This is a genomic window from Streptomyces sp. NPDC004658 (assembly GCF_040609555.1).
In the GTDB taxonomy this organism is placed as follows: domain Bacteria; phylum Actinomycetota; class Actinomycetes; order Streptomycetales; family Streptomycetaceae; genus Streptomyces.
Window position 1 is genome coordinate 37,833 of record NZ_JBEXKG010000001.1, and the last position, 26,113, is coordinate 63,945.

Here is a 26,113-nt window from a genome sequence, read left to right on the forward strand (position 1 = left end):
ACTACAGCTCCTTGCGGAACCCCTCCGCCACCTTCAGGAAGATGTCGTTCGCCTCGGCCTCCCCGACCGTCACCCGCACACCCTCGCCCGGGAACGGCCGGATCACCACCCCGTGCTCCTCACACGCCTGTGCGAACGGCACCGTGCTCTCCCCGAGCCGCAGCCATACGAAGTTGGCCTGCGTCTCCGGCACCGTCCAGCCCTGGGCCCGTAGCGCGTCGACCACACGCGTGCGCTCGCACACCAGCGAACCCACCCGGCCCAGCAGTTCGTCCTCGGCCCGCAGCGAAGCGATCGCAGCCTCCTGAGCCAGCTGACTCACCCCGAACGGCACCGCCGTCTTGCGCAGCGCCGCCGCCACCGGCTCGTGGGCGATCGCGAAACCGACGCGCAGCCCGGCGAGCCCGTAGGCCTTGGAGAACGTCCGCAGGACGCAGACGTTGGGCCGCTTCCGGTACAGCTCGACACCGTCGGGCACCTCGGGGTCGCGGATGAACTCCCGGTAGGCCTCGTCCAGCACCACCAGCACATCAGCGGGCACCCGGTCGAGGAACCGCTCCAGTTCGGCCCGCCGCACCACCGTGCCGGTCGGGTTGTTGGGGTTGCAGACGAAGATCAGCCGGGTCCGGTCGGTGATCGCGTCCGCCATCGCGTCCAGGTCGTGCACATCGCCCGGCGTCAGCGGCACCTGCACCGAGCGTGCGCCGCTGATCTGCGTGATGATCGGGTACGCCTCGAACGACCGCCAGGCGTAGATCACCTCGTCACCGGGGCCGCTGGTGGCCTGGATCAGTTGCTGGGCGACGCCGACCGAACCGGTGCCGGTGGCCAGGTCGGAGAGCGGCACACCGAAGCGGTCGGACAGCTCGTTCATCAGCCCGGTGCAGGCCATGTCCGGGTAGCGGTTGAAGTCGCAGGCCGCCGCCGTCACGCTCTCCAGCACGCCGGGCAACGGCGGGTACGGGTTCTCGTTGGAGGACAGCTTGTAGGCGACCGGACCGCCGGCCGCGGCCGGCTTCCCCGGCTTGTAGGTGGGGATACCCTCCAGCTCGGCGCGCAGCTTCGGGCTCGTCTCGCTCACCGCAGTCCTCCTCGCGACCACCGGCGGCCCGTCGACACCGCCGGCATCCAATACTCCTCACCTTAAGAGGATTCGGCGCCGCTGCGAACAGGTGCGGGAGGGCCGGCAGTGCGGCCGTCGCCGCCGGGAGGTTGCCAAGCTCACGTCTTCCACCGGCATCCAGGGCATCCCCGTACGAAGGCGTACGTTTCGGGGGGCGCGCCGTACATATATCTATGCGCCGGTAGCTTGCGCCGTGGCGCGCGTCCCCCGTGAAGGTGAGTTGAGACCTCTTCGAGACATCGGGGACTTGGTAGGTCCATCCGCGTCGACAAGTCACGTCTTACTATTGGATCGGTCAACAACCTTGGGTTCCAAGGAAGTTGACCTCCAATGACCATGCAGAAACGTGCCTGTCAACGCGTGCATATGCGTCCGCACTACCCCACCGCATGAGCCCTACTATCGGCTCGCCATGACAGCAGCAGGGAAGCACCAGGTGAGCCGCGCGGAAACCTCACGTCGAGGCAGCCGGCCGGGCCGGGCGGGCATCAGAGACGTCGCCGCCGCCGCCGGGGTCTCCATCACGACCGTGTCCGACGCCCTCAACGGCAAGGGCCGGCTCCCGGATGCCACCCGGCGCCATGTCCGTGAGGTCGCCGACCGGCTGGGGTACCGGCCGTCGGCCGCCGCCCGCACCCTCCGTACCGGCAAGTCGGGTCTGATCGGCCTGACCGTGACGACGTACGGGGATGAACCTTTCACCTTCACCGAGTTCGCCTACTTCGCCGAGATGGCCCGGGCCGCGACCTCGGCCGCGCTCGCCCGCGGCTACGCCCTGGTCATCCTGCCCGCGACCTCCCGCCACGACGTCTGGTCCAACGTCGCCCTGGACGGCACGGTCGTCATCGACCCCTCCGACCAGGACCCGGTCGTCAGCGAGCTGGTCCGGCAGGGCCTGCCGGTCGTCTCGGACGGCCGCCCGGCCGGCGCGCTCCCCGTCACCGCCTGGGTCGACAACGACCACGAGGCGGCCGTACTCGGCATCCTCGACCACCTCGCCGCCGCCGGCGCCCGCCGCATCGGCCTGCTCACGGGCACCACGACGGACACGTACACCCACCTGTCGACCACCGCGTACCTGCGCTGGTGCGAACGGGTCGGCCAGGACCCGGTCTACGAGGCCTACCCCGCGCACGACCCGTGCGCGGGTGCCGTCGCCGCCGACCGGCTGCTCGCCCGCCCCGACCGGCCCGACGCGGTGTACGGGCTGTTCGACCCCAACGGCACCGACCTGCTCGCCGCCGCCCGCCGCTACGGCCTGCGCGTCCCCGACGACCTGCTGCTGGTGTGCTGCAGCGAGTCCACCGTGTACGCCAGCACCGAGCCGCCCATCACCACCCTGTCCCTGAAGCCGCGCCGCATCGGCACCGCCGTCGTCCAGCTCCTCATCGACGCCATCGAGGGCGTCGAGTCGGACCAGCCGGTCGAGCAGGTGATACCGACCGAACTGATCGTGCGCACCTCCTCCCAGCGGCGGTCCCCGCGCACGACGGTCAGCCCGCCGCGGACACCGGACGAGAAGTAGCACCACCCGCCGCACCGGCCCGCGTGGGGCCCGGCCGGTGCGGAAGAGGTGACCGGCCGGTGCGGAGGACCGGCCGGCACGGTCCGGGCGGGGCGAACCCGCCGGACCGAGGAATCGTCCGGCCGCCAGCAGGCCGAACATCTGCCCAAACGGGGCGAAAGCCGCGGTGAACTGGAGTCTTGTTCCGATTCACCACCCCTGGGTCATCACACGGCGCGACGCGCATTCCTATGATGGGCCCACGACACCGCGGACCGCTGCGACCAGGCAGTCCGAAGCGGTGCAGATGCGGCGCGATGGTGGAGGGGTCTGATGACTCAGGGGGCCGGTCAGGGACCCGAGGCGGAGCGGACGGCGACGCTGCGCGACTTCCGGGTACCCGCGTACGTCCACGAGACCGGTCCGTACGTCCAGCACGTCCACCCCGGCGACGTGGTGCCGCCCACCGACGAGGCGTACCCCGACGGCTACACCCCCACCCAGCGCGACCTGCCCGTCATCAACCGCGGCGACACCCTCCAGGTCCCCGTCGAGCCCGCCCCCGCCGCCCCGGCCCCGCAGCCCGCGACCGGGCCCGGCCCGCTCTACGTCGTCGGTGACGTCCACGGCTACCTGGACGAGCTGGTGGCGGCCCTTCAGGAGCAGGGCCTGATCGACGCCTCCGGCCAGTGGTGCGCCGGCACCGCCCGGCTGTGGTTCCTCGGCGACTTCACCGACCGCGGCCCGGACGGCATCGGCGTCATCGACCTGGTCATGCGGCTGTCCGCCGAGGCGGCGGCCGCCGGCGGCTACTGCAAGGCCCTCATGGGCAACCACGAGCTGCTGCTCCTCGGCGCCAAACGGTTCGGCGACACCCCGGTCAACTCCGGCGCGGGCACCGCCACCTTCCAGGCGGCCTGGCTGCTCAACGGCGGCCAGAAGACCGACATGGACCGCCTCCAGGACCACCACCTGCAGTGGATGGCCCGCCTCGACGCCGTCGAGGAGGTCGACGGCTATCTGCTCCTCCACTCCGACACCACCGCCTACCTCGACTACGGCGACTCCATCGAAGCGGTCAACGACACCGTCCGCGAGGCTCTGACCCGCAACGACGCCGACGAGGTCTGGGACCTGTTCCGCAAGTTCACCAAGCGCTTCTCCTTCCGCGACGAGGGCGGCGCCGACGCCGTGCGCTCCCTCCTCGATACGTACGGCGGCACCCGGGTCGTTCACGGGCACAGCCCCATTCCCTATCTCCTCGGCCAGGTCGGCTCCGAGGACGGCGAGGAGAGCACCCGCCCGGTCGTCGAGGGACCGCACGTCTACGCCGACGGACTGGCCATCGCCATGGACGGCGGAGTGACCATGGCCGGAAAGCTGCTGGTCCAGCAACTGCCCCTGGACAACTGACCGTTCGTCGGGCGGACCTCCCCCAGCCGCGTACGCGCAGGCCGGACCGCAAATTCCGGCAATCCCCTGTCACCGCGCGCCGTCACGGCTCTACCATCGGCTTATCCGTAGCAGGCTCCCCTCCGTTTCTGCCCGACGGCTCGCCGGCGTGCGAGCCCCAAGCCCTACGGAGCATCGGGGGATGCACATGAACAGCGTTCCGCAGCACCTGCAGAGCGAGGACCGCCAGGAATTCGAGCGGCTCCTCGATGAGGCGCTGCGCTCCGCACCGCACCGACCGGAACTGGCCGCCGTCGGACAGCGGCTCAACTCCGAACAACTGCGCACCATGGCGCTCAACGCCTCCGCCCTGATCACGGCAGCCGCGGCGGCCGAGTACCAGCACTACGTCAAGCTGCGCGACGCACTGCGCCACCCGGCGCTGTCCGGTCCGCCGGCCGTCGGCGACTCCGAGGAAGCGGACCCTGGGGCGACCGCCACGGGCCTCGCCACCACCCTCGGCGAAGCCGCCGAGAGCGCCGGCGCGGGCGCCATCGCGGTCATCGCCGTCCTGGCTCCCGTCCTCTCCGGAACCGCCGCGGTGATCTTCCTGCTCGTCGGCTACATCCTGAAGATGCTCGACCCCGGCCAGGCCTTCGCCCGGACCATGCTCACCGCCGGCTGGGTGTTCGGTGCCATCACCGCGGCGGCGATCCTCGTCGCCGCGGTCGGACTGCTGCTCACCGCCCTGCGCAACAGCACCCCGGCGGACGACCGGGCACGGGACGCGGCCCACGAGGAACTGGCCAGGGCCAAGGAGGCCTGGCGGGACGCCTTGCTGGAGCGCGGCATCCTGCCCTTCCTCCGGGAGGCACTCAGCGAGCCCGGCCCGCCCGCGGCGCATCCGCCGACCCCGCCCGCACCGACCGGCCGCATCCCGCGCCTCGGCTACGACCGCCCCGGCTTCACCAGCCCCGAGGACGGCACCGGGACCGGCCGCCCGAGCTTCACCAGCCCCGACTACACGAGCCCGGACTTCGGCGGCCCGGAACACCGGCCCGAGTGACCCGAGCGGCCCACCGGTCCGCCGCCGTCACCCCGGCCGGCCGCGCACCCCACGGCGCCCGTCGCACCAGCCGGCCGCCATCGGACCGGCCGGCGCGACGAGTTCCGCATGCGTCGTTCAGTCGGCGATCGGCAGGTACACCCGGTTGCCGGCCGCCGCGAACTCCTTCGACTTCTGGGCCATGCCCTCCTCGATCTCGGCCCGGCTGCCGCCGTGCTCACGCCGGATGTCCTGCGAGATCTTCATGCTGCAGAACTTCGGGCCGCACATGGAGCAGAAGTGCGCCGTCTTGGCGGGCTCCGCAGGCAGCGTCTCGTCGTGGAACTCCCGAGCCGTGTCCGGGTCCAGCGCGAGGTTGAACTGGTCCTCCCACCGGAACTCGAAGCGAGCGTCGGACAGGGCGTCGTCCCACTCCTGCGCTCCGGGATGCCCCTTGGCGAGGTCCGCCGCGTGTGCGGCGATCTTGTAGGTGATGACGCCGGTCTTGACGTCGTCCCGGTTGGGCAGGCCCAGGTGCTCCTTGGGCGTGACGTAGCAGAGCATCGCCGTGCCCCACCAGGCGATCATCGCGGCGCCGATGCCGGAGGTGATGTGGTCGTACGCCGGCGCGACGTCCGTGGTCAGCGGGCCGAGCGTATAGAACGGAGCTTCATCGCAGATCTCCTGCTGAAGGTCGATGTTCTCCTTGATCTTGTGCATCGGGACGTGCCCCGGGCCCTCGATCATGGTCTGTACGTTGAAACGCCTGGCGATCCTGTTGAGTTCCCCGAGCGTCCTCAACTCCGCGAACTGTGCCTCGTCGTTGGCGTCCGCGATGGAGCCCGGCCGCAGGCCGTCGCCCAGCGAGTACGTGACGTCGTAGGCGGCGAGGATCTCGCACAGTTCCTCGAAGTTCTCGTACAGGAACGACTCCTTGTGGTGCGCCAGGCACCACGCGGCCATGATCGAACCGCCGCGGGAGACGATGCCGGTCTTGCGGTTGGCGGTGAGCGGGACGTACGGCAGCCGGACGCCCGCGTGGACCGTCATGTAGTCCACGCCCTGCTCGGCCTGCTCGATGACGGTGTCCTTGTAGATCTCCCAGGTCAGTTCCTCGGCCTTGCCGTCGACCTTCTCCAGGGCCTGGTAGAGCGGCACCGTGCCGATGGGGACGGGGGAGTTGCGCAGGACCCACTCGCGGGTGGTGTGGATGTTGCGGCCGGTGGACAGGTCCATGACCGTGTCGGCGCCCCAGCGGGTCGCCCAGGTCATCTTCTCCACCTCCTCCTCGATGGAGGAGGTCACCGCCGAGTTGCCGATGTTGGCGTTCACCTTCACCAGGAACCGCTTGCCGATGATCATCGGCTCGATCTCCGGGTGGTTGACGTTGGCCGGCAGCACGGCCCGGCCCGCCGCGATCTCCTCGCGGACCACCTCAGGGGACACGTTCTCCCGAAGGGCCACGAACTCCATCTCGGGCGTGATCTCGCCCCGGCGGGCGTACGCCAGCTGCGTCACCGCCTGGCCGTTGCGGCCCCGCCGCGGCTGACGCGGGCGTCCGGGGAAGACCGCGTCGAGGTTCCGCAGCCCGCCGCGCGGCGAGGTGTGCTTGATCCCGTCGTCCTCGGGACGGACCGGCCGACCCGCGTACTCCTCTGTGTCACCGCGCGCGATGATCCAGTTCTCCCGCAGTGGCGGCAGACCGCGGCGGACGTCCGTGTCGACGAGTGGATCGGTGTACGGGCCCGACGTGTCGTACAGCGTGACCGACTGCCCGTTGGTGAGGTGCACCTGACGGACCGGCACGCGCAGATCGGGGCGTGAGCCCTCGACGTACGCCTTGTGCCAGCCGATGGACTTCCCGGCCTCCTGGGACTTCTCGTCCTGGATGGAGGCAGGCGTGCGTGTGTCCTTGTTGGCCATGAGACCTACTCCCTACGCCGGCATTACCCGGTAACAGGTTCAGCGGTCGACGCAGCGGTTTCCGTCTGCCGACATTTCCTGTGGAACACCTCTTGTTCCACGTGAAACATCGCGTGTACGGAGGTCAGCGCCCTCTCAGCCCGGTGCTCCGAGCTCCCGCGTGTGCAAAGGTGCCTCCACGCTAGCGTCATGTGTGGCGCGGTGAACAGTGGGCCCCCACCGTTCTTGCGATGATCGGGCGGTGACCAGGATCGAGCAGTACCCCTACCAGCCGCCCGAGCCGCCCCGCCGGGACGACCCGGAACAGGGCGACGGACACGGCCACCGTCCACACAGCCACGATCACTCGGACGGCAACAGCCACTCGCACGGCCACAGTCACAGTCACGGCCCCGCGGCGCCCGTCTCCCAGCACCTGCGCAAGGTCATCGCGGCGATCCTGGTCCCCTTCACCGCTGCGGTCCTGGTCGGCCTCGTGGTGCTCTGGCCCGGGCAGGCCCCCTCCCATAAACGCACCGGCGTCGGCTTCGACCGGCAGACCCAGCAGGCGACGGTCACCCGGGTCGTCGAGGTCAGCTGCAAGTCGGTGAACGCGTCCGGCAGCAGCCCGACCGGCGCCACCTCCACCGCGCAGGGCGCGTCGGCGGAGGCGAAGGCCAACGAACGGTGCAAGAAGGCCACCATCCGGGTCGACACCGGCAAGGACAAGGGCCGTACCTTCACCGAGGTCGTGCAGCCGGACCAGTCACGACAGCTGGACCAGGGCGAGAAGGTCGTGGTCGCCTACGAGCCCTCCGCCCCCAAGGATCTGCAGTACTCGGTGACCGATGTGAACCGGAAGTTCCCCATGGCACTGCTCGCGGGGATCTTCGCGGTCGCCGTCGTGGTGGTGGGCCGGCTCCGCGGCGTCATGGCGCTGGTCGCCCTGGCCGTGAGCTTCCTGGTCCTGACGCTGTTCATCCTGCCGGCGATCCTGGAGGGTGCGAACCCGCTGCTGGTGGCCGTGGTCGGTTCGAGCGCCATCATGCTGATCGCCCTGTACATGTGCCACGGTCTGTCGGCGCGTACGTCGGTGGCGGTGCTCGGCACGCTGATCTCACTCTGCCTGATCGGCGTGCTCGGCTCGCTGTTCATCGGCTGGGCCGCCCTGACCGGCAACACGGACGACAGCACCGGCCTGATCCACGGCCTGTATCCGTCGATCGACATGAGCGGTCTGCTGCTGGCCGGCGTCATCATCGGCTCGCTCGGCGTCCTGGACGACGTGACGGTGACGCAGACCTCGGCCGTCTGGGAGCTGCACGAGGCCAACCCGTCGATGGGCTGGCGGGGACTGTACCGGGCGGGCATCCGCATCGGCCGCGACCACATCGCATCCGTGGTCAACACCCTCGTGCTCGCCTACGCCGGTGCCGCACTGCCGCTCCTTCTGCTGTTCTCGATCGCGCAGAGCAGCGTCGGCACCGTGGCCAACAGCGAGCTGGTGGCCGAGGAGATCGTGCGCACGCTGGTGGGCTCGATCGGTCTGGTCGCCTCGGTGCCGGTCACCACCGCGCTGGCCGCGCTCGTCGTGTCGGCCGACCGGCCCGGCCCCGCTGCCACCGCGCCCGTGGGGGCACAGCGCACACCGGCACGCGGCGGACGGGGCCGACGCCGGAAGCGGTGACGCGGGGGAAGGGGTGCCGGAAGCGCTTTGTCCCTAGTCGGAGGGTCCGCTGCTCAGGGGGAGACCACCGCGCAGGGGAGGTCACCGCGCAGAGGGCCACCGTGCAGGGGCGGGCCCGCCGGAGCGGACCCCCGCCGCAGAAGCGTTCCTGCACAGTCCCACGCGGCACGGCGGATCGCCCGCCTACCCGGGCAGTGACGCTTCAGCCGGCGCTCTGTTCCTCGGCCAGGATGCGGTCCAGGGCCTCGTCGAGGTGAGCGTCGAAATCGGCGAGCGCGCCCTCCTGGCCGAGCGGCACGAGCTTGTCCGTACGATCCAGGAAGGCCACGAGCGGCGGCGCCGACGAACGGAACAGGGCCTGGTCGCCGCCGACCTGAAGCCGGATCAGCACCTCACCCAGCACCTCGGTGTCGACGGGGGCGATGTGCACGTCCCCCTCCCCGCACGGGCGGCCGACCCCGTCGATCAGCAACTCCCGGCCGAATGCCCAGGTCACGGGCGCATCGCCGGGCAGATGGAAGGTGAGGCGTACGGCATACGGATCACAGGTCTCGTAGCGCAACTCCACCGGGATGCGGAAGGAGAGCTCCTCCGACACGAGAAAGCTCATCATGACTTCTGCCTGTACGGACTCGCGCATCGCCTATCCCGTCATATGACATCGACTGGCCGGGATTGATCCCTCTGACCGTGGTCAAATCTTGCTGAAAGTACACGGGAGATCACAAGGAGTAAGTTTTCACATACTGATAGAGAGAGTGAGCGATCCCAGATGCCGCCCGATCTCCGCCTGCAGCCGCTGTGCCGCGGGCATCAGCCGGTCGGCCTGCTGAAGGGGCAGGGAGATGGCCATGGTGGCCGCGGTGGTGCCCACCGTGATCGGGACCGCCGCGCAGACGGTGCCCACCGCGTACTCCTGGCGTTCCACCACCGGTTCCATGCGCCGCATCCGGGTCAGACGCCGCAGCAGCGCGTCGTTGTCCCGCACGGTGTACGGCGTGAGGGGCCGTACGGGGTACCGGGCGAGGTGGTCGCGCCGGGCGTCCTCGTCCAGCTGGGAGAGCAGGCACTGTCCGATCGCGTGCGCGTGGCCGGTCTCGCGGAAGTCCGCCCACTCCTCCACCGCGGGCGTCTGGCGGGAGTCGGAGACGCACATGACCTCGATCTCCCCGTCCCGGTACATCGCGTAGTACACCGGCACACCGATGGAATCCCGCCAGTGCGCGAGCGTGTCCGCCACCGTGCTGCGACGTTTCTGCTGCGCTCCACTGCAGGCCAGTCGCTCCACCGCGTCGCCGAGGAAGAACAGCCCCTTCTCCCGGCGCAGATAGCCCTCGTGGACCAGGGTGCGCAGCAGGTGGTACGCCGTGGGCAGCGCGAGCCCGGTCTCACGGGCGAGTTGCTTGGCGGTGGCACCGTAGGCGTGCGCGGCGACGGTCTCCAGCAGGCGCATGGCGCGCTGGACGGAGCCGATGAGCGTGGAGGTGGGAGTGGGGGCGGCCGGTGATCCCGGCCGGCCGGCGGAGGGCGGTGGTCCGCAGCGGTCCGCGGCACGCGGAGGTCCGGGGATGTCCGCCGCCTGTGGCTGGTCCGGGACGGCCAGGGGCACCGGTCGTTGGACGGGGGGCGCGCAGGAGCGCGGTGGGGCGGGGGGTGCGTGGGGTTCCGCCGGTGCGGTGTCAACCGTGGCCAAGGGTCACTCCCGGAGCGCGAGGGGCAGCCCGTGCGAGGAAGAGCACGGAGGGGGGTCTGCGCCGCCCACGGGGCCGGACCCCGTGGGGAGTTCCGGACTTTAACCGCCGCCACCGCCCGCGGACGGCTTCCGCGTGAAACTTCCCCCGCCCGAGGGAACCGGCCCTCCGTCACGGGTGACCGGCTCCCTGGTGCCTCACCAGTCGCTGCGCGACGAGGAGTTCCCCATGAACTTGCGGACGAGGTAGATGAGGCCGCCGACCAGGGCGACGAAGACCAGCACCTTGAACAGCAGGCCGATCACGAACCCGACCACCGTCGCTATCAGGCCGCCGAACACGACCAGGGCGATGACCGGCACCGCGACCCACTTCACCCACCACGGCAGCCCCGCGAAGATCTCTCGCATCGCCCTCGTCCTTTGCGTTCTCGTGCGTTGTCGATGTTCCGCACTCGATGCTAGGGCCGTGGAGGGCCCTTGCGGGGGTTCCGCATCCCTTGTCCTCCCCTGACCCGTCCCCTAGGGAACCCGGGGCTCCAGGGTCACGCCTCGGGCGGAGAGAACACGACGAGGACCCTGAGGTCCTCGCTGATGTGGTGGAACTTGTGGGCGACCCCGGCGGGCACGTACACGACGCTGCCCCGCGCCACCTCGGTCGTCTCCAGACCGACGGTGATCGAGGCCCGGCCGCTGACGACGAAGTAGACCTCGTCCTGGCCGTGCGGCTTCTGCGGGTCGTGCTCGCCCGCGTTGAGGGCGTACAGGCCGACCGACATGTTCCGCTCGCGCAGGAACTGCAGATAGGCGCCCTCGTTGGCGGTACGTTCCGCCTCCAGTTCGTCCAGCCGGAATGCCTTCATCGCCGCTGCCGCCCTCGCCTCACTGCTCGCTGTCCGCTGCCCGCCGTCGTACCGCTTGCCGTCCGTCCGGCCGGCGTCCGCCCGGTCTGCCACGATCAGACACATGAAGAATTTCGTAGTCAAGACGATCGCCAACGCGGGCGCCCTGGCGGTCGCGGTATGGCTGCTCGACAAGATCACCCTGACGGGTGACAACACCGCCAAGAAGGCCGGCACGCTGATCGTCGTCGCGTTGATCTTCGGCCTGGTGAACTGGTTGGTCAAGCCGGTGGTGAAAGTGCTCACCTTCCCGCTGTTCATCCTGACCCTGGGCCTGATCACCCTGGTCGTGAACGCGCTGATGCTGCTGCTGACCTCCTGGGTGTGCGGCAAACTCGACCTGAGTTTCCATGTGGAGGGCTTCTGGACGGCCGTGGTCGGCGGTCTGATCGTCTCCGTCGTCTCCTGGGCGCTGCACCTCGTCCTGCCCGACGAGGACTGAGCGCATGACCTACCGCGTCTGTTTCGTGTGCACCGGCAACATCTGCCGCTCCCCGATGGCGGAGTCCGTCTTCCGCGCGCGCGTGGCCGAGGCCGGTCTGGAGGACCTGGTGGCGGTCGACAGCGCCGGCACCGGCGGCTGGCACGAGGGCGAGCCCGCCGACCCGCGCACCGTCTCGGTCCTCGAGGAGCACGGTTACGACAGCGAGCACGTCGCCCGTCAGTTCCTGCCCTCGTGGTTCGAGGGTCTCGACCTCGTGATCGCCCTCGACACCGGCCACCTCAAGGCCCTGCGGCGCCTCGCGCCCACCGAGGAGGACGCGCGCAAGATACGCCTGCTGCGCTCCTACGACCCCGCCGCCGGCGACGACCTCGACGTGCCGGACCCCTACTACGGGGGCCGGGACGGCTTCGAGGAGTGCCTTGAGATGGTTGAGGAGGCGAGCACCGGTCTGCTCGCCGCCGTACGGGACGAACTGGAAGGACGGGTCGCATGAGCGAGGCCACGAACAACGAGAGCCGCGTCGGCGACGGCACGCGCGCGGTACGGGCGGGCCTGCCGGAGCCCGCCAAGAACGAGCCGACCCTGCCCGGACCGGTGTTCGCGGCCCACTTCCACCTGCCCGGGGACGTCTCGGGACCGTACGCCTACGGCCGTGACGACAACCCGACCTGGACGCTGCTGGAGCGGGCCGTCAGCGAGCTGGAGGCACCCGGGCGGGAGGACGCCGAGACGCTGGTCTTCGCCTCCGGCATGGCGGCGATCTCCGCCGTGCTGTTCTCGCAGCTGCGCGCCGGCGACGCGGTCGTTCTGCCGTCCGACGGCTACCAGGTGCTGCCGCTGGTCGGTGCCCAGCTGGAGGCGTACGGTGTCGAGGTACGCACCGCGCCGACCGGCGGGGACGCCCAGCTGGAGGTGCTCGACGGGGCGCGGCTGCTGTGGATCGAGTCGCCGTCCAACCCCGGGCTCGACGTCTGCGACATCCGGCGCCTGGCCGAGGCGGCCCACGCGCGCGGTGCCCTGGTGGCCGTGGACAACACCCTCGCCACGCCGCTCGGCCAGCGCCCGCTGGAGCTGGGCGCCGACTTCTCCGTGGCCAGCGGCACCAAGCAGCTCACCGGCCACGGCGATGTCCTGCTGGGGTACGTCACCGGCCGCGACGCCGAGGCGATGGCCGCCGTGCGCCGCTGGCGCAAGATCGTCGGCGCGATCTCCGGGCCCATGGAGGCATGGCTCGCGCACCGGTCCATCGCCACCCTCCAGCTGCGCGTCGACCGGCAGAACGCCACCGCCCTCGCTGTCGCCGAGGCGCTGCGCCAGCGCCCCGAGGTCTCCGGCCTGCGCTACCCCGGGCTGCCCGACGACCCCTCGCACAAGATCGCCACGCAGCAGATGCGCCGCTACGGCTCCGTCGTCTCCTTCACCCTGCCCACGCGCACGCGTGCCGAGCGCTTCCTGGCCGCCCTGCGGCTGGTGGAGGATGCGACGAGCTTCGGCGGGGTACGGTCCACGGCCGAACGCCGTCGCCGCTGGGGCGGGGACGCCGTCCCGGAGGGCTTCATCCGTATGTCCGTCGGCGCGGAGGATCCCGAGGACCTGGTGGCCGACGTGCTGCGCGCCCTGGACGAGTCCGCCGAGTAGTGGCCCCCGGATCTGCCTCTGGACGGTCCGAGCCTCCCCCCTCGTGGCTCGGACCGTCTACGGCTTTCGCGGGGAAAGGCCGCACGACCAAGGCTAGTTGACTCTGCGTCAGTGTCCAATCACGCTAACGACAGAGACCTATCGACTTATTTATAGTTGGTGCCTGCCTGGGGGCCGGAGGGGCAGCGACAGGGGAGGGCGTGCCATGGATCTGGCCTTGCTGCGGACCTTCGTCACCGTGCACAGAGCCGGCTCCTTCACCCGGGCCGCCGCCCTGCTCGGCCTCTCCCAGCCCGCCGTCACCTCGCAGATCCGCACGCTGGAGCGCCAGCTCGGCAGACCGCTGTTCCTCCGCCAGGCACGCGGGGTGATCCCGACGACCGTCGGCGACGAGCTCGCGCACAAGGCTGCACCGCATCTCGACGCCCTGGTGGAGATAGCGGAGAGCGGTCTGGACGACGAGTCCTCGTCACGGACGCTGCACCTGGCCGGGCCTCCGGAGTTCACCGCCGAACGTGCTCTTCCGGCGCTCACCGGGCTGACCGGCGACGACGGCCGGAGCTTCGCACTGCGGGTCTCCTTCGGGACGTCCGAGGAGGCGCTGGACGGGCTGGCGAGCGGCCACCATGATCTGGCCATCAGCACGGCACAGCCGCGCGGGGCGCTGCTCACCGCGACTCCCCTCTGCGACGAGGAGCACGTACTGGTCGCGGCCCCGCACTGGGCGGAGCGGATCGGCTCGGACACCCTGCGGCTGAAGGGCGCCGCGCCCCTGGAGCACCTGCCGCTCGTCGAGGTCCACGAGTCACTGCCGTTCGTCTCGCGCTACTGGGCCTCCGTTTTCGACTCCCGCCCGGCCGCCACGGGCACGGTCATCGTCCCGGATCTGCGGGCCGTGCTCTCCTGCGCGATCGCCGGGGCGGGACTGGCGGTACTGCCCCGCTACCTGTGTGCCCCGGCACTGGAGGACGGCACGATCGTCACCCTGCACGATCCGGCGGTCCCACCGCTGCGCACGTATTTCCTGGTGGTGCGGACCGGCACGCTCGCCCTGCCTCATATCGCCCGGGCCCATGAGTGGCTTCAGCGCGCCGCGACGACCTGGTGCTGACGGGTGCGTCCCGGTGCGCACACGCTGCGGTCATGTCATGGCGCTTTGTGATGTTTCACGTGGAACCAGCCGGGCCACATTTCTCCCATGACCGTCCGACCCGTGGTCAAGCGCACCGCCCGAGCCGTACTCCTGGACGGTGACGACCTGATCCTGATCAAGCGCACCAAGCCCGGTGTCGATCCCTACTGGGTCACCCCCGGTGGCGGAGTCGAACCCGGAGACTCGACCGTCGTCGACGCCCTGCACCGGGAGGTGTACGAGGAACTCGGCGCCAAGATCACCGACGTGGTGCCGTGTTTCGTGGACACGGTCGAGCACATCGGTGAGGACGGCGGTGCTACCGGGGTCAAGGTGCAGCACTTCTTCGTCTGCCGGCTGGAGTCCATGGACCCCGCCCTGCGTCACGGCCCGGAAGTGGACGAGCCGGCCGGTGAGTACGAGATCGTCCGCGTCCCGTTCACCCGCGTCGGCATCGCTTCCGTCCATCTCGTCCCGCTGTCCCTGCGTCACTACCTGGACGGGAACATCGAAGGAGTACGGGCCATGCACGCCCCAGACCTTGGCTAGGCGGGCGGCCCGACCAATGCATAGGCATCCCACAGATCCCGTCCCGTGTACGAGTGGGTCGCCAGTCCGGACAGGTGCGCATCGGCGTTGACCGCCACGGAAACCGGTACGGCTGCGAACAACTCCTTGTCCGACGACGAGTCGCCGTACGCCACGCAGTCGGCTGGTGCCACTCCGAACTCAGCGCAGAGCCGGCTGGCGATGGTCACCTTGGCCGCTGCGCTGAGCACTCCGGACGGATCGACGGGCTCGGTGAAGGGCACGGCCGGGAAGCGGGATCCGTGCGCCGCGTGGGCACCCCAGTCAAGGAGGCGTTCCACGAAGAAGGAGGGCGAAAGAGACACCACCGCGCAGTACTCACCCGCGCTTCTGATCGCCGCCCAGACCTCGCGGATCCGGGTCAGCCAGGGAGCCGCCTCGAACGCGGTCCGTACATGCTCCTCGGTCAGCCCCGTCCACAGGTCGTACACCTGCGCCGCGTACTCCGGCGGACCGATCTTCCCCTCCGCGATCGCACGGTCCAACGCCACCGTTTCCGCCACCCGGCCCAACTGGCGTGAAATCTCCACGGGAGCGGTCGTTCCGTGCAGCAAGGTGCCGTCAAGATCGAAGAGGTGAAGTCTCGCCATGGCCCGAGGCTAGTGGGCCGCGGATGTTTCACGTGAAACACGCAGAGCTGTCCGTGGGCTGTGCACAGGGACACGAGATGGCCAAAAGCACGTGCGTCTGCATCGAAACGGGTGGACGGCGGGGGTGCTGGTCGGACAGCCTGACCTGCGTGCCAACTCCTTCCCTCACCGCTCTGCCCATTCGCCGCCTGACGCCTCGCGATCTGACTGCCTGCGCCGACCTGTCCGAAGACCGGGGGTGGCCACGCGAGGAACACAAGTGGGGCTTCCTTCTCACAGCCGGGAAGGGCTTCGGCATCGATGACCCCGAGGGCGGTCTCGTCGCCGCCTGCGTGGTCACAGAGTACGGCGCGTGGGGACGGCCGGATCTCGGCGCCATCGGCATGGTCCTGGTGGCCGAACGCCACTCCCGCCGGGGCGTCGGGCGCCGCCTGATGCGGCATGTGGTGTCGAGCATGGGAACCACTCCGCTGACCCTGCACGCCACGCCGTACGGCCGGCCTCTGTACGAGGAGCTGGGCTTCAAGGTGACGGGCCGGGCGGAGATGCTGACCGGCCTCTTCACCCCCGACGGCCGGGATTCCGGGGTCGCCACGCGTGCCGCCACCGCAGACGACCTGCCGGCGATCCTCCGTCTCGACGAGGAGGTGTTCGGCAGCGATCGCACCCCTCTCATCACCCGCCTGCCCGCCTTCGCCGATCAGCTGCGGGTGGCCGAGGAGGACGGCCGGCTGATCGGTTACACCGCCGCGTGGCCCAACATGGACACCCATGTCATCGGCCCCCTGATCGCCCGGGACACGGAGACCGCCAAGGCGTTGATCGCCTCGCTGGCGGCCCGTACGGACCGGCCTCTGCGGACCGACATCGACGTGCGCCACGAAGAGCTGCTGGACTGGGCGAAGGAGCGGGGCCTGGCCTCCGTGGCCTTCAACTCGGTGATGACCTATGGCATCACGGACCTTCCGGGTGACTGGACCCGGCGGTTCGCACCGCTGACGGTCGCCGCGGGCTGAGCCTCGTACGACGCGCACCGGCCCCGCCGCTCGAAGCGGCGGGGGCCGGAGTCATGAGGTTCGGGCCGTGGCTGTGACTCAGACGAGTGCCTGCACGGCTGCTGCGGCGAAGCCGTGGTCCTGGTCCGGGGCGCCGCCGCCGACACCAATCGCCCCGATCAGCCGGCCGTCGCGGTGCACCGGGATACCGCCCGCGATGAACAGCAGGGGCCGGTCGAGCGCCGTGGGCAGGGTGTGGAAGAGGCCGCCGGGCTGCACGGCGTCGACTAGGTCGGCCGTGGCCGCGTTCAGCTGAAGAGCCGTGTAGGCCTTGCGGGTGCTGGTCTCGCCGGAGATCAGCACGGCGCGGTCGTCCCGGCGGAAGGCGAGCAGGTGGCCGCCGGCGTCCAGCACGGTGACGCTGACGGCGATTCCGGCGTCCTCGGCCGCCCGGCGGGCGGTGGCGACCAGCAGCTCCGCGTCCTCGATGGTGAGCGGGGCGACAGCGGTGGTGGTCATGGAGATGTCTCCTCGGGTGGTTCTGTGGTGGGTGCTTGCCGTACCGGGGGCCCCGGTACGGAGGCTTGTGGGTGAGGGACCCGGGGTGCGGGCGCTCAGTGGTGGACGGGAGTCTGCTGCTCCACCGGTGTGCCGGAGGCGGCCACGGTGCCGTGGGCGCCGTCGCGGCGCTCCAGGGCGGCGGAGAGGAAGGCGAGGACCAGGGCGGCAGCGGCGAGAGCGGCACCGACCCAGTTGGGGGACGTGTAGCCGAAGCCGGCCGCGATCACGAGGCCGCCGAGCCACGCGGACAGGGCGTTGCCGAGGTTGAAGGCGCCGATGTTGACCGCCGAGGCGAGCGTCGGTGCGCCGTGCGCCTGGTCGAGGACGCGCTTCTGCAGCGGCGGCACGGTGGCGAAGCCGAGGGCACCGATCAGAGCGATGGTGACCGCGGCCGCGATCTTGTTGTGCGCGGTGAGCGTGAAGAGGGCCAGGACGACGGCCAGGGCGCCCAGGGAGACGTACAGCATCGGCATCAGGGCGCGGTCGGCGAACTTGCCGCCGATGAGGTTGCCGCCGACCATGCCGAGGCCGAACAGGACCAGCAGCCAGGTGACCGAACCGTCGGAGAAGCCGGCGATGTGGGTCATCATCGGGGCGATGTAGGTGATGGCCGCGAAGACCCCGCCGAAGCCGAGGACGGTCATCGCCATGGCCAGCAGGACCTGGGCGTTCTTGAAGGCGGCCAGCTCATGGCGCAGGTGTACACCCTCCGGCCGCGGCAGCTCGGGAACGAGCTTGGCGATGCCGGCGAGACCGACGACCCCGAGAGCCGCCACGATGCCGAAGGTGACGCGCCAGCCGGCGCTCTGCCCGATGAACGTGCCCAAGGGGACACCGACGACATTGGCGATGGTCAGGCCGGTGAACATCATGGCGATGGCGCCGGCCTTCTTGTGGGGTGCGACCAGATCGGCGGCGACGACCGAGCCGATGCCGAAGAAGGCACCGTGGGCGAGCGAGGCGACCACGCGCCCGATCAGCATGATCGCGAAGGCGGGGGCGACGGCCGAAAGCAGGTTACCGGCGATGAACAGGCCCATCAGCAGCATCAGCATCCGCTTGCGCGGGACCTTGGTGCCGAGCACGGTCATCAGGGGGGCGCCGATGACCACGCCGAGCGCGTAGCCGGTCACGAGCAGGCCCGCCATGGGGATGGAGACCCCGAAGTCGCCCGCGACCTCGGGCAGCAGGCCCATGATCACGAACTCGGTCGTTCCGATTCCGAAGGCCCCGATCGCGAGGGCCAGAAGCGCGAGAGGCATGAGGGGGTACACCTTCCCAGACGATTGCAGGAGCGCTTTGCGTTCCACCACAATAGTTGCAAGCGCGGGATAAGTGCAAGCGATGGCTATTGCGGCGGTGCTCTACTCTGGTGGTGCAGCCACTCCGGGACGGAGGAAAACGCCAATGACAGCGACGGATCCCGCGCTCACCGCCCTCGCACAGGGCTGGTGCGCCCTTTCTGCGCTGCACGGACGCATCGAGGCGCACATCGAGCGCGCCCTGCAGGCCAAGCACGACCTGAGCGTCCGCGAGTACTCACTGCTGGACGTCCTCAGCAGACAGCACGACGGCGACGGCGGGCACCTGCAGATGAAGCAGGTCGCCGACGCGGTCGTGCTCAGCCAGAGCGCCACCACCCGCCTCGTGACCCGGCTGGAGGACCGCGGCCTGCTGGAGCGCTACCTGTGCCCCACCGATCGGCGCGGCATCTACACCAACGTCACCCCGGCGGGCCTCCGGCTACTGGAGGAGGCACGTCCCACCAACGACTCCGCCCTGCGCGAGGCCCTGGACAGCGCCGCCCAGAACCCGGAACTGGCACCGCTGGTGCGTGTGGTGGAGTCCCTGAATGTGCCCGCATAGGGTGCACCCATGGACGATCTTGAGATACGGGCCGCGACCACCGACGACCTCCCGGCGATCGTGGCCATGCTCGCCGACGACCCGCTCGGAGCCCAGCGCGAGTCGCTGGACGATCTCACGCCGTACCGGAACGCGTGGGAACGCCTCGCGGCCGACCCCAACCAGCATGTCGTGGTCGCCGTACGAGAAGGCCGTGTGATCGGAACCCTTCAGCTGACGATCATCCCCGGGCTCTCGCACAAGGGCGCCACGCGAGCGCTCATCGAGGCGGTGCGCATCCACGCCGACGAGCGGGGCAGCGGGCTGGGGGGCCGCCTGATCGAGTGGGCGATCGACACCTCCCGGCGGCTCGACTGCCAGATGGTGCAGCTCACGTCCGACAAGACGCGAACCGATGCCCACCGTTTCTACGAACGCCTGGGCTTCACCGCCTCGCACGAGGGCTTCAAGCTGCGCCTCTGAACGGAGCGGCCACAGAAGGGAACAAGGGGTGTGTTTCACGTGAAACACACCCCATCGGCATATCCGGGCTAGCCGATACCCCGCCACCCTTCCGGGTCCACGCCACCGGGCACCGGCGCCTCGGGGTCGTACGGCTGACGGGTGAACACGAACGAGCCGAGATCGAGATGGCTCACCGATCCGTCCGGGCGCCGTACGGGCCGCAGCACCTCACCGGCGTAGTACCCCTCCAGTCCTGTCCAGGTGCCGTCGCCGTTCCCCCGGAAACGGGCCTTGCGTCCGCCACCGGCCAGTGGCGCCAGCGCGAGCAGTCCGTCGGCGGTCGCACGCAGGCCGAAGGCGTGGGTGCCCCAGTACCACTGCCCCACCAGCTCCAGCACGGCCGGGGCGACCTCACGCAGCGGCCTCCAGGGCTCGGGGATGCGCGGCTCCGCCTCGGCGACGATCCGGACCAGATCCGCCCCCACGGCGCCCAGCAGCGGACCGCTGGTGCAGTTGGCGAGCACCACCGCGGCCACGTCGTCCTCGACGCTGATCGTGAGGTTGGCCAGAAATCCCGGCAGGGAGCCGGAGTGACCGACGAGCAGCCGGCCGTCACGGCGCTCGATCTGCATCCCCAGGCCGTACGTGACGCCGTCCATCACGTCCATGGCCTCGGCGGGCGCGGCCGGAGTCCGCATCTCCCGGACGGACTCCGCACTCAGGACCCGCTCGTCTCCCCGGGCCAGAAACGCGGCGAACCGCGCCAGGTCCCCGGTGGTCGACCAGAGCTGGCCGGCCGGCGCCATCCGGCCCAGGTCCTCCGCGGGCTCGGGGAGCATCGCGTCGGCCCACGGGTGCACCGCCCATCCGCCCGCGTGCGGGGGCTCCGGCTGCGTGCTCGTCCGGCGCAGGCCCAGCGGCTCCAGGATCTCCGCGCGCAGCACCTCCTCCCACGGGGCGCCGCGCAGTTCTTCCACCAGGGCGCCGAGGACCGTGTAGCCGGGATTGGAGTAGTGGTGCCGCCGGCCGACGGGATGCAGGAGGGGCTGCTCCCCGAGGACATCGCCCAGTTCGGGCCGCAGGGAGCCGGGCGTCCGTTCCCACCAGGGAGCGGGCGACTCCGCCGCCAACCCCGCGGTGTGGGCGAGCAGTTCCGCGATCGTCGCCTCCCCCACGCCGGTGCCCGGCAGGTGTTTCTCCAGCGGATCACCGAGATCGAGGACGCCCTCGTCCCGCAGCCGCATCACCAGGACGGCGGTGAAGGTCTTGGTGATGGATCCGATCCGGTACTGCACGGTCTCGTCCGGTCCGTGCCCGTCCACCGAGGTCCGCGCCCCGTGCCACACGGCCTGCCCGTCCCGCACCACGGCGGCGACCAGTGACGGAGCCCGTCCTTCGGCCTGCGCGACGGCGATCCGGTGCAGCAGGGCCCGGCGGGTGGCGGGGAGCAGCGCTTCGTGAGTCTTCGTCATGGGCCCAGTCCACCTGCTGCGGAGGCAGGCGTCGAATGCATTTGCCGTGCGCCCCGGTGCGTCTCCCGTGCGTCCCGGCCGCGCCTGCCCGCTCCCCTGCCCCCGACCGCTGCCGGCCCTGGAGGATCGCGCGGCCCGCGTCGCAAGGAATACCGCCAGGGTGCCGTTCAGACTGTCGGTCCTGAGTTCTGTCCGGGAGGGCCCGGAAAGTCTCACGGCGATGTCGTATCCGGCATCCATCCGACGCCGGCCGTGAGACTCCGCCACAGAAAATGAGGCCCTACAGGCCGGTGGATCAGGTCTGGGCCATGTCCACGAAGCGCGAGTAGTGACCCTGGAAGGCGACCGTGATGGTGGCCGTGGGACCGTTTCGGTGCTTGGCGACGATCAGGTCCGCCTCGCCCGCGCGCGGGGACTCCTTCTCGTACGCGTCCTCGCGGTGCAGCAGGATGACCATGTCGGCGTCCTGCTCGATGGAGCCGGACTCACGCAGGTCGGAGACCATCGGCTTCTTGTCGGTGCGCTGCTCGGGACCACGGTTCAGCTGCGAGAGGGCGATGACCGGGATCTCCAGCTCCTTCGCGAGCAGCTTGAGGTTACGGGACATGTCCGAGACCTCCTGCTGACGGCTCTCGGCGCGCTTCGAGCCACCGGACTGCATCAGCTGGAGGTAGTCGATGACGACCAGCTTCAGGTCGTTGCGCTGCTTCAGGCGCCGGCACTTGGCGCGGATCTCCATCATCGACAGGTTCGGGGAATCGTCGATGTACAGGGGAGCGGCCGACACGTCGGGCATGCGGCGGGCGAGCCGCGTCCAGTCCTCGTCGGTCATCGTGCCGGACCGCATGTGGTGCAGGGCGACCCGGGCCTCGGCGGACAGCAGACGCATCGCGATCTCGTTGCGGCCCATTTCGAGGGAGAAGATGACGCTCGGGAGGTTGTGCTTGATGGAGGCGGCCCGCGCGAAGTCGAGGGCGAGGGTCGACTTACCCATGGCGGGACGGGCCGCGATGACGATCATCTGGCCCGGGTGCAGGCCGTTCGTCAGCGAGTCGAAGTCCGTGAACCCGGTGGGCACACCCGTCATCTCGCCGCTGCGCGAACCGATCGCCTCGATCTCGTCGAGGGCGCCTTCCATGATGTCACCGAGCGGCAGGTAGTCCTCGCTGGTGCGCTGCTCGGTGACGGCGTAGATCTCGGCCTGGGCACGGTTGACGATCTCGTCCACGTCTCCGTCGGCCGCGTATCCCATCTGCGTGATGCGCGTACCTGCCTCGACCAGGCGGCGCAGGACGGCCCGCTCGTGAACGATCTCCGCGTAGTACTCGGCGTTGGCCGCCGTCGGCACGGTCTGGACGAGACTGTGCAGATACGCGGCGCCGCCGACCTTGTTGATCTCGCCGCGCTTGGTGAGTTCGGCGGCGATGGTGATCGGGTCGGCCGGCTCGCCCTTGGCGTAGACGTCCAGGATGGCCTGGTAGATCGTCTCGTGCGCGGGCTTGTAGAAGTCGTGGCCCTTGAGGATCTCCACGACATCGGCGATGGCGTCCTTGGACAGCAGCATGCCGCCCAGCACGGACTGCTCGGCGTCCAGATCCTGCGGCGGCACCCGCTCGAAGGACGAACCCCCGCCTTCCCAGGCGCCGTTCTCCCGTCCCCGGTCGTGCTGCTCGTCACGACCCCGGCCGACGTCACCTCGCCGTCGGGAGGCCGGCAGACGATCACTGGGCCCGCTGTCGGCCCACGGATCGTCCAAGGGCTCGGAAATGCTCACCGAGCCACCTCCTCCCGTCCGCACGGCGGACCTCGCCGTGTCCTCTTTTGTACGGCACGACACTGACAAATAAGACGCCCAACTCCGGTTCTGGCGCGTCGGGTTTGTGACGGTTCCCCGGCCCGGAGAAGGACGCCTTCCGGGCCCGGCGAAGGAGCGGGCGCCGGACCACGGTAGGCCCGTCGGCACCGTCAGCCAATCTGGTTATCCACAGGCCATGTGGACGACGGCCCGGATGCTGTGGAGAACTCGCCGAAACCTGTGCACGACCCGGTGGAAAGCCCTGTGAACAAGCCCTCGCCCACACCGAGAACAAGCCTGTGACCTGCACTTTTCTGATCCACCGGCTGTGCAGAGAAAAAACTTCCCCAGTCGGGCCAAGATCGCTTCGAACGGCACCCGAAAGGACACGACCCGCGATCTCAAGTAAGGACCACTCATCGGTTGCATCTCTTACCTGTGGACGATTAGATTGATGCTCATGACACAGGCTCCGGAGATCCCCAAGGCCACTCGGCGTCGGCACGACCGGGAAATCGTCGCGCTGGCCGTCCCGGCCTTCGGCGCCCTCGTCGCCGAGCCTCTCTTCGTCATGGCGGACAGTGCGATCGTCGGCCATCTGGGGACCGCGCAGCTCGCCGGTCTCGCCGTCGCCTCGGCGCTCCTCACCACCGCGGTGAGCGTCTTCGTCTTCCTCGCCTACGCCACCACGGCCGGCGTGGCCCGTCGCGTCGGCGCCGGTGATCTCCCGGCCGCCATCCGCCAGGGCATGGACGGCATCTGGCTGGCGCTGCTGCTGGGCATCACCGTCATCGCCGTCGTCCTGCCCTTCGCACCCGGCATCGTGGATCTCTTCGGCGCCTCCTCGACCGCTGCTCCCTACGCGATCACCTATCTGCGCATCTCCGCGCTGGGCATCCCGGCCATGCTCATCGTCCTGGCCGCGACCGGAGTGCTGCGTGGCCTCCAGGACACCAGGACCCCGCTCTACGTCGCCATCGCGGGATTCATCGCCAACGCCGCGCTCAACGTCGGGCTCGTCTACGGCGCCGGGCTCGGCATCGCCGGTTCGGCCTGGGGCACGGTCATCGCACAGCTCGGCATGGCCGCCGTCTACCTGGCGGTTGTCGTCCGAGGTGCCCGACGGCACGGCGCCTCTCTCCGTCCGGACGCCGCCGGCATCCGGGCCTCGGCTCAGGCCGGCGTCCCTCTGCTGGTCCGCACGCTGTCCCTGCGGGCGATCCTCATGATCGCCACGGCGGTCGCGGCTCGCCTCGGTGACGCCGACATCGCCGGACACCAGATCGTCCTGTCCCTGTGGAGCCTGCTGTCCTTCGCACTCGACGCGATAGCGATCGCAGGACAGGCCATCATCGGCCGCTACCTCGGAGCGAACGACGCTCAGGGAGCCCGCGAAGCCTGTCGCCGCATGGTGCAGTGGGGTGTCGCGACCGGTGTGGTCCTGGGCCTCCTCGTGGTCGCCGCACGACCGCTCTTCCTACCGCTGTTCACCAGTGACTCCCTGGTGAAGGATGCCGCCCTGCCGGCTCTGCTGCTGGTGGCACTGTCGCAGCCCATCTGCGGGATCGTCTTCGTCCTCGACGGGGTCCTCATGGGCGCGGGGGACGGCCCCTATCTCGCCTGGGCCATGGTCGTCACCCTGGCGGTGTTCGCTCCGGTGGCCCTGCTCGTCCCCACGCTCGGCGGCGGCCTCACCGCCCTGTGGGGCGCGATGACCTTGATGATGACGGTCCGCATGCTGACCCTGTGGCTGCGGGCCCGCTCGGGCCGCTGGATCGTGACGGGTGCGACCCGCTGACCGTTTCACGTGAAACATGCCGTACCGGTCACGGCAGCACCGTCGTCGGCCCGGCCTGGTAGGCAGGCCATGGGAAAGGGGCCGCACCCAACGAAGGGTGCGGCCCCTTTCACCGGCTCAAGCGAGCGCGGCGATCACGCGGCGATCAGGCCGCGACGACCTCGACGTTGACCTTGGCGGCAACCTCGGGGTGCAGACGCACGGACGTCTCGTGGGCGCCCAGGGTCTTGATCGGAGCGGACAGCTCGATGCGGCGCTTGTCGACCTCGGGGCCACCGGAAGCCTTGATCGCGGACGCGATGTCGGCCGGGGTGACGGAACCGAAGAGACGGCCGGCGTCGCCGGAGCGGACGGCCAGACGGACCTTCACGCCCTCGAGCTGGGCCTTGACCTGGTTGGCCTGCTCGATGGTCTGGATCTCGTGGATCTTGCGAGCACGGCGGATCTGCTCGACGTCCTTCTCGCCACCCTTGGTCCAGCGGATAGCGAACTTCCGCGGGATCAGGTAGTTGCGAGCGTAACCGTCCTTGACGTCGACGACGTCGCCCGCGGCACCGAGGCCGGAGACCTCGTGGGTGAGGATGATCTTCATGAGTCGGTCACCCTTCCCTTAGCGCGCGGTGGACGTGTAGGGCAGCAGCGCCATCTCACGGCTGTTCTTGACGGCCGTGGCGACGTCACGCTGGTGCTGCGTGCAGTTGCCGGTCACGCGGCGGGCACGGATCTTGCCGCGGTCGGAAATGAACTTCCGCAGCATGTTCGTGTCCTTGTAGTCCACGTACGTGACCTTGTCCTTGCAGAAAGCGCAGACCTTCTTCTTCGGCTTGCGCACAGGCGGCTTCGCCATGGTGTTTCTCCTGTGTGATCAAGAAGTTGGGATACGACCCGCCCTCGACCCGGACCGGCCCGGAAGGCCTGGCCCGAAGGCTTAGAAGGGGGGCTCGTCCGAGTAGCCGCCACCGCCGCCGGAGCCTCCGCCCCAGCCGCCGCCACCCTGGTTGCCACCGGCGGGAGCACCGGTCGCCCACGGGTCGTCGGCAGGAGCGCCGCCGCCCTGCTGGCCGCCACCGGGGCCACCGCCCCAGCCGCCGCCACCCTGGCCGCCACCGCCGCCGTAACCGCCCTGGCCACCGCGAGCGCCACCGGCGGTCTTGGTGACCTTGGCCGTGGCGTTGCGCAGGCTGGGGCCGACTTCCTCGACGTCCAGCTCGTAGACCGTGCGCTTGACGCCCTCACGGTCCTCGTAGGACCGCTGCTTCAGCCGGCCCTGCACGATGACGCGCATGCCTCGCTGGAGCGACTCGGCGACGTTCTCCGCCGCCTGGCGCCAGACCGAGCAGGTCAGGAAGAGGCTCTCGCCGTCCTTCCACTCGTTCGTCTGGCGGTCGAAGGTGCGGGGAGTGGACGCGACGCGGAACTTCGCGACCGCCGCACCGGACGGGGTGAAGCGCAGCTCGGGGTCGTCGACAAGATTGCCGATGACCGTGATGACGGTCTCGCCTGCCATGGGGGAACCTCTCGGCGGGTTTGCTGCTCTGGCTGCT

At 69.9% G+C, this 26,113-nt stretch carries 27 protein-coding genes and 1 riboswitch; of the genes, 13 read left to right on the plus strand and 14 right to left on the minus strand.

All coding sequences use genetic code 11. The annotated features are described in order from the left end of the window. Position 1: 1 nt before the first annotated feature. On the minus strand, positions 2 to 1,081 hold the full coding sequence (gene hisC, locus ABZV94_RS00175) for a histidinol-phosphate transaminase (protein WP_356335544.1): 1,080 nt from the start codon (positions 1,079 to 1,081) through the stop codon (positions 2 to 4). A gap of 454 nt (positions 1,082 to 1,535) precedes the next feature. Here hisC and ABZV94_RS00180 point away from each other — a divergent pair, with 454 nt between their 5' ends. From ABZV94_RS00180 to ABZV94_RS00190, 3 genes are all read left to right on the plus strand, one after another. After that, positions 1,536 to 2,648 carry a LacI family DNA-binding transcriptional regulator gene (locus tag ABZV94_RS00180; RefSeq protein WP_030982269.1) on the plus strand — a complete coding sequence of 371 codons (1,113 nt, stop codon included), beginning with the start codon at positions 1,536 to 1,538 and terminating at the stop codon, positions 2,646 to 2,648. Between the two features lie 312 nt (positions 2,649 to 2,960). Beyond that, positions 2,961 to 4,040 carry a metallophosphoesterase gene (locus ABZV94_RS00185; protein ID WP_356335546.1) on the plus strand — a complete coding sequence of 360 codons (1,080 nt, stop codon included), beginning with the start codon at positions 2,961 to 2,963 and terminating at the stop codon, positions 4,038 to 4,040. Positions 4,041 to 4,221: 181 nt separating this feature from the next. Continuing rightward, positions 4,222 to 5,085, plus strand: a complete 864-nt coding sequence (locus ABZV94_RS00190) for a hypothetical protein (protein ID WP_356335548.1) — start codon at positions 4,222 to 4,224, stop codon at positions 5,083 to 5,085. 117 nt (positions 5,086 to 5,202) lie between these two features. Here ABZV94_RS00190 and thiC read toward each other — a convergent pair whose 3' ends face one another. After that, a complete protein-coding gene (thiC, locus tag ABZV94_RS00195) occupies positions 5,203 to 6,987 on the minus strand; it encodes a phosphomethylpyrimidine synthase ThiC (RefSeq protein ID WP_356335551.1) in 1,785 nt (594 codons plus the stop codon). Continuing rightward, a riboswitch (TPP riboswitch) is annotated at positions 6,980 to 7,157 on the minus strand. (Overlaps the previous gene by 8 nt.) A gap of 71 nt (positions 7,158 to 7,228) precedes the next feature. On the opposite strand from thiC, the gene ABZV94_RS00200 reads away from it, so the two are divergent. Next, positions 7,229 to 8,653, plus strand: a complete 1,425-nt coding sequence (locus ABZV94_RS00200) for a YibE/F family protein (protein ID WP_356335553.1) — start codon at positions 7,229 to 7,231, stop codon at positions 8,651 to 8,653. A 202-nt stretch (positions 8,654 to 8,855) separates the two neighbouring features. Here ABZV94_RS00200 and ABZV94_RS00205 read toward each other — a convergent pair whose 3' ends face one another. The 4 genes from ABZV94_RS00205 to ABZV94_RS00220 form a co-directional block, all read right to left on the minus strand. Further along, a complete protein-coding gene (locus ABZV94_RS00205) occupies positions 8,856 to 9,293 on the minus strand; it encodes an SsgA family sporulation/cell division regulator (protein ID WP_356335555.1) in 438 nt (145 codons plus the stop codon). 99 nt (positions 9,294 to 9,392) lie between these two features. After that, complete coding sequence (locus tag ABZV94_RS00210) at positions 9,393 to 10,346, minus strand: IclR family transcriptional regulator C-terminal domain-containing protein (RefSeq protein WP_356335558.1); 954 nt, start codon at positions 10,344 to 10,346, stop codon at positions 9,393 to 9,395. A 195-nt stretch (positions 10,347 to 10,541) separates the two neighbouring features. Further along, positions 10,542 to 10,754: a DUF5326 family protein gene (locus tag ABZV94_RS00215; RefSeq protein WP_356335560.1), complete on the minus strand. Its 213-nt coding sequence runs from the start codon at positions 10,752 to 10,754 to the stop codon at positions 10,542 to 10,544. Positions 10,755 to 10,888: 134 nt separating this feature from the next. Continuing rightward, on the minus strand, positions 10,889 to 11,206 hold the full coding sequence (locus tag ABZV94_RS00220) for a cupin domain-containing protein (RefSeq protein WP_356335955.1): 318 nt from the start codon (positions 11,204 to 11,206) through the stop codon (positions 10,889 to 10,891). A 103-nt stretch (positions 11,207 to 11,309) separates the two neighbouring features. On the opposite strand from ABZV94_RS00220, the gene ABZV94_RS00225 reads away from it, so the two are divergent. From ABZV94_RS00225 to ABZV94_RS00245, 5 genes are all read left to right on the plus strand, one after another. After that, complete coding sequence (locus ABZV94_RS00225) at positions 11,310 to 11,687, plus strand: phage holin family protein (RefSeq protein WP_356335562.1); 378 nt, start codon at positions 11,310 to 11,312, stop codon at positions 11,685 to 11,687. A gap of 4 nt (positions 11,688 to 11,691) precedes the next feature. Continuing rightward, the gene (locus ABZV94_RS00230; protein WP_356335564.1) at positions 11,692 to 12,183 is read left to right on the plus strand and encodes a low molecular weight protein-tyrosine-phosphatase; all 492 of its coding nucleotides are present in this window, start codon (positions 11,692 to 11,694) and stop codon (positions 12,181 to 12,183) included. Continuing rightward, complete coding sequence (locus tag ABZV94_RS00235) at positions 12,180 to 13,328, plus strand: cystathionine gamma-lyase (RefSeq protein WP_356335566.1); 1,149 nt, start codon at positions 12,180 to 12,182, stop codon at positions 13,326 to 13,328. The genes ABZV94_RS00230 and ABZV94_RS00235 overlap by 4 nt, the downstream gene beginning before the upstream one ends. 205 nt (positions 13,329 to 13,533) lie before the next feature. After that, positions 13,534 to 14,439 carry a LysR family transcriptional regulator gene (locus ABZV94_RS00240; protein ID WP_356335569.1) on the plus strand — a complete coding sequence of 302 codons (906 nt, stop codon included), beginning with the start codon at positions 13,534 to 13,536 and terminating at the stop codon, positions 14,437 to 14,439. Between the two features lie 87 nt (positions 14,440 to 14,526). Beyond that, positions 14,527 to 15,009, plus strand: a complete 483-nt coding sequence (locus ABZV94_RS00245; protein WP_030640089.1) for an NUDIX hydrolase — start codon at positions 14,527 to 14,529, stop codon at positions 15,007 to 15,009. On the opposite strand, the gene ABZV94_RS00250 is transcribed toward ABZV94_RS00245, so the two are convergent. Next, positions 15,006 to 15,638 (minus strand): haloacid dehalogenase-like hydrolase, encoded by a 633-nt coding sequence (locus ABZV94_RS00250; RefSeq protein ID WP_356335571.1) that lies wholly within the window; start codon positions 15,636 to 15,638, stop codon positions 15,006 to 15,008. The genes ABZV94_RS00245 and ABZV94_RS00250 overlap by 4 nt on opposite strands. A gap of 149 nt (positions 15,639 to 15,787) precedes the next feature. On the opposite strand from ABZV94_RS00250, the gene ABZV94_RS00255 reads away from it, so the two are divergent. Continuing rightward, entirely contained in the window at positions 15,788 to 16,654 is an 867-nt protein-coding gene (locus ABZV94_RS00255) for a GNAT family N-acetyltransferase (protein WP_356335574.1), read from the plus strand. A 78-nt stretch (positions 16,655 to 16,732) separates the two neighbouring features. Here ABZV94_RS00255 and ABZV94_RS00260 read toward each other — a convergent pair whose 3' ends face one another. Together ABZV94_RS00260 and ABZV94_RS00265 are read right to left on the minus strand one after the other, a co-directional pair. Continuing rightward, positions 16,733 to 17,152, minus strand: a complete 420-nt coding sequence (locus tag ABZV94_RS00260; protein ID WP_356335575.1) for a heme-binding protein — start codon at positions 17,150 to 17,152, stop codon at positions 16,733 to 16,735. A 95-nt stretch (positions 17,153 to 17,247) separates the two neighbouring features. Continuing rightward, positions 17,248 to 18,456 carry an MFS transporter gene (locus ABZV94_RS00265; protein ID WP_356335578.1) on the minus strand — a complete coding sequence of 403 codons (1,209 nt, stop codon included), beginning with the start codon at positions 18,454 to 18,456 and terminating at the stop codon, positions 17,248 to 17,250. 145 nt (positions 18,457 to 18,601) lie between these two features. Here ABZV94_RS00265 and ABZV94_RS00270 point away from each other — a divergent pair, with 145 nt between their 5' ends. Both ABZV94_RS00270 and ABZV94_RS00275 read left to right on the plus strand, forming a co-directional pair. Beyond that, positions 18,602 to 19,060 carry a MarR family transcriptional regulator gene (locus ABZV94_RS00270; protein WP_356335580.1) on the plus strand — a complete coding sequence of 153 codons (459 nt, stop codon included), beginning with the start codon at positions 18,602 to 18,604 and terminating at the stop codon, positions 19,058 to 19,060. A gap of 9 nt (positions 19,061 to 19,069) precedes the next feature. Next, positions 19,070 to 19,522 carry a GNAT family N-acetyltransferase gene (locus ABZV94_RS00275; protein WP_356335582.1) on the plus strand — a complete coding sequence of 151 codons (453 nt, stop codon included), beginning with the start codon at positions 19,070 to 19,072 and terminating at the stop codon, positions 19,520 to 19,522. Between the two features lie 68 nt (positions 19,523 to 19,590). On the opposite strand, the gene ABZV94_RS00280 is transcribed toward ABZV94_RS00275, so the two are convergent. Then, positions 19,591 to 20,976, minus strand: coding sequence for a serine hydrolase domain-containing protein (locus tag ABZV94_RS00280; RefSeq protein ID WP_356335584.1), 1,386 nt, complete (start codon positions 20,974 to 20,976; stop codon positions 19,591 to 19,593). A 295-nt stretch (positions 20,977 to 21,271) separates the two neighbouring features. After that, a complete protein-coding gene (gene dnaB / locus ABZV94_RS00285; RefSeq protein WP_356335585.1) occupies positions 21,272 to 22,750 on the minus strand; it encodes a replicative DNA helicase in 1,479 nt (492 codons plus the stop codon). A gap of 475 nt (positions 22,751 to 23,225) precedes the next feature. On the opposite strand from dnaB, the gene ABZV94_RS00290 reads away from it, so the two are divergent. Then, positions 23,226 to 24,569: an MATE family efflux transporter gene (locus ABZV94_RS00290; protein ID WP_356335586.1), complete on the plus strand. Its 1,344-nt coding sequence runs from the start codon at positions 23,226 to 23,228 to the stop codon at positions 24,567 to 24,569. A gap of 145 nt (positions 24,570 to 24,714) precedes the next feature. Here the strand turns inward: ABZV94_RS00290 and rplI are convergent, their stop codons facing one another. The 3 genes from rplI to ABZV94_RS00305 all read right to left on the minus strand — a co-directional run bounded on the left by rplI (position 24,715) and on the right by ABZV94_RS00305 (position 26,076). Then, on the minus strand, positions 24,715 to 25,161 hold the full coding sequence (gene rplI, locus ABZV94_RS00295; protein ID WP_030640106.1) for a 50S ribosomal protein L9: 447 nt from the start codon (positions 25,159 to 25,161) through the stop codon (positions 24,715 to 24,717). A gap of 18 nt (positions 25,162 to 25,179) precedes the next feature. Then, complete coding sequence (rpsR, locus tag ABZV94_RS00300) at positions 25,180 to 25,416, minus strand: 30S ribosomal protein S18 (protein ID WP_003949403.1); 237 nt, start codon at positions 25,414 to 25,416, stop codon at positions 25,180 to 25,182. 81 nt (positions 25,417 to 25,497) lie between these two features. After that, a complete protein-coding gene (locus ABZV94_RS00305) occupies positions 25,498 to 26,076 on the minus strand; it encodes a single-stranded DNA-binding protein (protein WP_014673749.1) in 579 nt (192 codons plus the stop codon). Between the last annotated feature and the right edge of the window lie 37 nt (positions 26,077 to 26,113).